The organism is Pseudomonas sp. P4_C3 (assembly GCF_056402075.1).
This window is the reverse complement of sequence record NZ_JBFUIC010000661.1, coordinates 1-1118: the sequence shown is the minus strand read 5'-3', so window position 1 is coordinate 1118 and position 1118 is coordinate 1. Positions and strand designations below refer to the sequence as shown.

The following is a 1118-nucleotide window of genomic DNA, read 5'->3' as shown; positions in this document are numbered from 1 at the left end:
CCAAATATTGGCGAAGGAAAAATACCCGCAATTTGGGATCGACCCCGACAACCTGATGCCTATTTGTAACACGTGTAATTCAAAAGCCAAACTCGCTAAAGACCTTTTGAACAATTTAGCCGGACAGCGGCGTATGTGCTTCGACCCTTGGACTGAAAATTTTCAAGGACAAGTAAATCTACAGATCGATTTCCAAGATACCTTGCCAATAGTTACTTGGGTTATGTCACCTCAACCACTTACAAATCAAAGCAAACTGACGACTTGGGATGAGGTTTATCGAGTCAAGGAGCGCGTTGAAGGAGAGTTCCGCGCCTTAGAAGAAAAGCTTGCAGAAGATTTAGACTGTAGAGATCTAGCAGCCTTTAAGCATTCCATCACAGCCAAAGCCCATGCGAGGAAGCAATTTGAGAGAAGAACACCATTTAACTACTGGCGCCACTTGCTGTATGAGTCCTTACTTCGATTAGCCGACACGGACCTAGAGAAACTCAGAATTCTTATTCATGCAGCCCTAGACCCAAATGGCGATGCCGCAACAACATATGGCATCTGAGGGCCTGTACCTTGCCGATATTCAACCGCAAAAGAGGTAAAGCACCAGTACACGCGTGAGTTTTTTTCTTATTACGCGTAAACACACTTACCCCCCCAGAGACCACACTACTTTCAGCTAAGTATACCTACGCTAAGCYACGCCCGACTTTACTGGGCTTGCAGCGTTTCCAGGAAACTCATAATCCTTCGGTCTGAAGTTGAAACGTCAGCGGGCTCAATCACATTTCAGCAAGCCGCGCGGTACCGCCTAGTTCCCAGCTGTCAGCTGAAGTCCGGTTTCCTTAAGGCTAGGTATACCTCATCCGGCGCTTGCCCCCAAAAAATGCAAACCCACTTCTAGATGGTGAGAGTGAGGGACTGCCTATATTGTTCTGCATGGCATATAGCAAAAAACAATGCGATAGTTTTTTATGTTCTCTGGAGTAGTTGAGACTTTTCTAGCGGATCATCCATTTCCAAATCTGCTCCGTGTTAGCTAACGAACACTCATCAGACATTTTTTTTGATGGACTTCCCACGCGTCTCCGCCAACACTCGGTGCCGCGATGTGATAACAAAGG

1 pseudogene is annotated in these 1118 nt (G+C 46.5%); it reads left to right on the top strand.

Going from position 1 to position 1118, the window contains the following annotated elements:
- Window positions 1-556: pseudogene (locus AC1DVH_RS31570) on the top strand (hypothetical protein); the annotation flags it as partial.
- Between the last annotated feature and the right edge of the window lie 562 nt (window positions 557-1118).